The 4,657-nt window shown below is 46.9% G+C and carries 8 protein-coding genes; 4 read left to right on the forward strand and 4 right to left on the reverse strand.

Annotation, left to right across the window (positions count from 1 at the left end):
* Positions 1–300: 300 nt before the first annotated feature.
* From Q0349_RS06535 to Q0349_RS06550, 4 genes are all read right to left on the reverse strand, one after another.
* A complete protein-coding gene (locus Q0349_RS06535; protein ID WP_298080072.1) occupies positions 301–531 on the reverse strand; it encodes a DUF3791 domain-containing protein in 231 nt (76 codons plus the stop codon).
* A 3-nt stretch (positions 532–534) separates the two neighbouring features.
* On the reverse strand, positions 535–783 hold the full coding sequence (locus Q0349_RS06540; protein ID WP_298080073.1) for a hypothetical protein: 249 nt from the start codon (positions 781–783) through the stop codon (positions 535–537).
* Positions 780–1,304, reverse strand: coding sequence for a DUF3990 domain-containing protein (locus Q0349_RS06545; protein WP_298080074.1), 525 nt, complete (start codon positions 1,302–1,304; stop codon positions 780–782). Before Q0349_RS06545 ends, Q0349_RS06540 begins: the two co-directional genes overlap by 4 nt.
* A gap of 182 nt (positions 1,305–1,486) precedes the next feature.
* Positions 1,487–2,170 (reverse strand): recombinase family protein, encoded by a 684-nt coding sequence (locus Q0349_RS06550; RefSeq protein ID WP_298080075.1) that lies wholly within the window; start codon positions 2,168–2,170, stop codon positions 1,487–1,489.
* Between the two features lie 271 nt (positions 2,171–2,441).
* Between Q0349_RS06550 and Q0349_RS06555 the strand changes: the two genes are divergently transcribed.
* The 4 genes from Q0349_RS06555 to Q0349_RS06570 all read left to right on the forward strand — a co-directional run bounded on the left by Q0349_RS06555 (position 2,442) and on the right by Q0349_RS06570 (position 4,423).
* Positions 2,442–2,708: a CopG family ribbon-helix-helix protein gene (locus Q0349_RS06555; RefSeq protein ID WP_298080076.1), complete on the forward strand. Its 267-nt coding sequence runs from the start codon at positions 2,442–2,444 to the stop codon at positions 2,706–2,708.
* Entirely contained in the window at positions 2,708–2,986 is a 279-nt protein-coding gene (locus Q0349_RS06560) for a type II toxin-antitoxin system RelE/ParE family toxin (protein ID WP_298080077.1), read from the forward strand. The genes Q0349_RS06555 and Q0349_RS06560 overlap by 1 nt, the downstream gene beginning before the upstream one ends.
* A gap of 223 nt (positions 2,987–3,209) precedes the next feature.
* Positions 3,210–3,773: a hypothetical protein gene (locus tag Q0349_RS06565; protein WP_298080078.1), complete on the forward strand. Its 564-nt coding sequence runs from the start codon at positions 3,210–3,212 to the stop codon at positions 3,771–3,773.
* A 218-nt stretch (positions 3,774–3,991) separates the two neighbouring features.
* A complete protein-coding gene (locus Q0349_RS06570; protein ID WP_298080079.1) occupies positions 3,992–4,423 on the forward strand; it encodes a hypothetical protein in 432 nt (143 codons plus the stop codon).
* Positions 4,424–4,657: the final 234 nt, after the last annotated feature.

The following is a 4,657-nucleotide window of genomic DNA, read 5'->3' on the forward strand; positions in this document are numbered from 1 at the left end:
TACAAATTCTCTTTCGCCGAAAGATATGCAAAAGTTAGAAGAATTCCGTATTGTTATCCGTCTTTCAGAAATAGAGAGCATCTCATTTTTTGACTTAGCATACTATTTTGACGATTTTGCAGAAAGGCCTCAAAATATTCTGCATGTTGAAACTCAATAATTTAGCATGAGTCAGACGAAGAAAACGAATAACAATATTAAAGATAACAAATTATAACATTTTTTCTATTCACTAAAATCCAACTCAGGAAGCAATAAAAACTGGCTGGGCGGGAGAAGTGGATAAATGAAGCTTGCCGCTCAGAGCATTGCCACATTACGTTTTTCCGCAACAAGGTCGTCTATATCTGTAAAAGCATTTTCCAGCTTTTCAACATGATACAAATCGTACATATCAAAAATTAACTCTGCCACGCCCAACTCATCCCACTGTTCCAGCACAGCGTCTGCCGTAGTGTCTCGTGATTCAGCATAGCGCTCGAGCAGGTAAATAAAAAACTTCATTTCTTTGCTCAGATATTCCGTTGTCATGGTTTAATACTCCGCCCGGATGTACAGGGAATTTTCTGGATCTCCCGTTATTTGTTCACATTCCCACAGTTCAAAAACGATCAATGGACTTCCCTTATCAAATGCCAACTCTGGTTGGGTAAGTATTTTGTAGGTTTTTGACTTGATAAATCTTCTCAAGGCTTCTTTCTCGTCCAGCCCGTATTTTTCAATAATTTTTCCTATAATGGTTCGGTCAAAGAAATCCAAGGTTCTTGCGCTTACTCTGCTCATAAAATATGACTCTCCATAAAAATGAGCTGCTCCAGTGCAGCAGGCGTGAGGAAGGCATATTGGTCAGTTAGCCGTTGTGGCAGCAATCTTTTGATAGCCTCTTCACGGGTATATTTTCCATCCATGTAGTCATCAATAACGGGAAGGGTTGCATCGTTGGCAACCGGTCCAATCACCAAATCATAAGCACTGATAGCACGACCTGCCCGGTTGGCTACCACAAATTCAAGCCAGTCTTCATCTGCATGAGCAAAGTGCAGAATATTCAAATCCCTTAGTTTGTTTCTGTCTAACTTGTAGCAATTGACAATTGCCTGTGTGCTTGCCCGCCGACGGGCTACCACTTTTGCCCACCGTTCAGCCTGTTGATAATTACTGGTTAAATAGAAACCTGCACCAAAATCCAGCGCCCGTAGAGCAGGTAGGATTTCAGGTTGTTTTACTTCAATGTTACTACCGTGATAAAGCTGTATCGTCATGCTGGTATTATTCGTCATCTTTAATACGGGACAGATCTGCATCCAGGGGTTCCAGCGCGAGAAAACTCTGCCAATCTTTGGGACGGGGTGAAAGGATAATGTCACCATTCTCGCTTCGGTTGATTCAGAACATCCTCAGCATCGAAGTAATATTGAGCAGGCAATATCACTATCTGGTGATATTCATCGCTAAACCGTTTGGCAATAGTACTCATGCCGCACCTTTAACCTTGGGCAGAACGCATTTTTGCGCTGCTATTATTGCCACGCGCCGGAAACATATCCGGCTGATCCAGAATATCTTTGTTTGCATTTCTGACCCGCGCGATTGTCGCGCGCGAGACGCCGATTGCCCGCTCTATGGCGGAATAGCTGATACCGTGTCGTAGCATTTCGACAATGGCGTTGTGTTTTTCCGTGTTTGGTTGTCGTCCCCGATACTTTCCTTCCTTCCTGCCTTTAGAAATTCCCTGTGCTTGTCGCTGGCGGCGCATCACATAATCCTTGCGTGCTATCGCCGCTAGGATGTCGATGATCAGCACGTTGATGGCACGCATGATGGACGAAGTCAGCTCGTCGTTGCCAAGCACCATGTAGGTCGTTGGCAGATCGATGGCAACGATGTTGATGCCGTTCTCGGAAATCATCCGCTTCAGTTTCTCCCAATCCTCATTCGCCAGACGGCTCAGGCGGTCGATACTCTCCACCAACAGGGTATCGCCGGGTTTGGCTGTGTCGAGCAGTCGCATGAGCTCCGGCCGGTGCAAGGTTGCACCAGAGATGTTTTCAACAAAATAGGCGGCGATGCGCTGCCCATGATCAGCGACGAACTGATCCAGTTGTTTGCGTGCCCGGTTGGCATCCTGCTCCGAGGTGCTGGCGCGCAGATAGGCGTACACGAAGTTCATGGTTCCTCCATTATTTGTCCATCTTTATGGCAGGTGGTCTCATATAGGTGGTTTCGTTTTACCGGTTTAGTATAGGTTATCTCATAAATCGTTTTGCGGCACAAAAAAGGTGTTTCATTGGGGTATACCCTAATGAAACATCAAGGCGGCAAGAAATAATCACCCAGTGATATGTTTATGTATGCTTATAGTAGATAGTGTTGCAAGGGCGGTTGCAACTCACCTGATGCGATAATATGATTTTGGAAACATCACTTTCGACCGGAGCATCATGTCAGAACCGACTAAAGTCTTTACCGCCCACATTCCACTCTCACTGGCTGACCGCATTGACCAGATGGCAGAACAACTGGAACACACCCGAGCCTGGGTAATCAAGCAGGCACTCGCCAACTGGATTGCCGAGGAAGAAGCCCGCGACCGTCTGACACAGGATGCCATGCTTTCCGTGGAAGAAGGCAAGGTGGTACCACATGGACGGGTACTGGCCTGGGCGGACAGTCTGGACAGCGAAACCCCGCAACCGCTGCCGCGCTGATGCAATTGCATTGGGCAGTTGAGGCGCTGGATGATGTACAGCGTTTGTACGATTTCATCCTGCCGCATAATCCCAAGGCAGCGGCAAAGGTTGTGCAAAAATTGGTGCGCGCGCCGCAAATGCTGCTGGAACATCCGCGTATTGGTGAACAGCTGTTTCGCTTTTACCCGCGCGAAGTCCGCCGTCTGCTGGTTGATGCTTACGAAATTCGCTACGAAATCCAAAACGACGATATCTATATTTTACGCATCTGGCATAGCAGGGAAGCGCGCCCATAACAGCGTATTGACAAACTTTTACATCTTTGCTGCAATGCCTGCATAGCCGCACTTGCTCAAGGTGCATCACACGGACGCCATGCCAACATCCTGCGTCCAGCCATCATGGCGTTGGCATCTTTTCAATCTGCTGCCACGACAGCTTCTTCAACCCGCAGGGGAAACATCCCCTGTACGGGTAAGTTTCTCCTGTTTTTTTTATCTCAATTTACAGGAGAATCTTATGAGCACTCTGATTTCAAACAAAATGCCAGCTTTCTGGCACCAGTTTGACTTTATTACCCTGCTAAATTCGCCCCATGCCCATGTCCGCTGGGATTATGACGTGGATTACTTTTCTTGGAAGAGAAATGGTATCGAAATCACCGGCAGAATTTTCGGTGATTATCACATGGTATCTTCTTATAATGGGCATCAACTGAAAAAAGAATACCTGAAGTTGAATGTCGCCATAACCCATTTCTTTGCCCAAAAGAAACTGGTTAGCTATCTGGCCGCAGAAAACGACGACTGGATTACCTGGTCCTCACCAGAATCCTTGATCAAAGCAGTAAGGTATAAAACACGGGAAGGCCAACAACCATCACAGCAAGAATGCCTTGAGAACATTCGCAATTGGTTGGTTCGGTTGATTGACTTTCTCGACCGAAAAAGCTATTCGGAACTCAATGCACTTTCCTGGACCGGATATGATGCCGAACGCTGGCGAGAGATTGAGATGACGGCCAGAATGGCGTACCTCCCCATCTCCTTGGCTTGTTATCGTGCAGAGGTGTGTCATGATTGATACTCTCCGCAGCAAGATTGACGTTGTCCGTTCGTTGGGTGAACGGGTCTCGCTGTTACGCTTACGCAACCGCTCCTATATCCTGGTTGAGAATCGCCGTGACCGTGTGTCCGAAAGAACCGACCGGTTAATTCCCTTGCCGCCCTGTTTCGGGTGGCAGGAGTGTCTGGCATGCGCAGGCGCTACAATGGCGTAAACAGCCCGAACAGATCCACTATTTGCGTGGTGACGGCATCGAGCATGTACGTTTCCTGCATGGTGATTATCATGTCTTTATGAACCAGCCTGATTTGGGTTATTTCCTGGTCAGTATTATCGGCAATGAATCGGCAATACCGAGCTATGGCATCGTTGACCTTTCTGCTGATCTTGAGCCCCTAAAGCTAATTCGCAGAATTGAGACGTTGTGTCAGAAAACGGAAATTTGCCTGGCCGTGTCCGGTACAGCCTGCCTGTTCCGTAATCCTGCAAGTGGCCGTTATTTTGCTGTGCGTTTTGGCAATAAGTGCGAGTTATTTGGCAAGTGCATCAAAGAAATCGTGCTGTTACCGGAAGAGAGTAACGTTGTGTTTCATGCGTTTGAACAACAGGCGTGTGATTGGGAACGCCGTTTCGGCACACCAAATATCGTTTGCGACATCCTTTTCTGATTGTTACCCGGCGCAAGCCGGGTTTTTCTTTGCCTGAATGAAGGCAATGAATTATTTACACGTTCTCAACGCAAAAAAGTGTCCAAGGAAGACACGATTCATAAGGAGATTTAAATGTTCATAAAAGAGGTAAAAAAATATTAAAGCGACATCGCATTTCCGTCAAGCCAAGTTTTTCTGTATCTCGTTCTCACGGATGAAATGAATTTGCTATATCCCCGGCAGCTCGGCCTG

The sequence above is a fragment of the uncultured Cardiobacterium sp. genome (assembly GCF_938028185.1).
Lineage (GTDB): Bacteria > Pseudomonadota > Gammaproteobacteria > Cardiobacteriales > Cardiobacteriaceae > Cardiobacterium.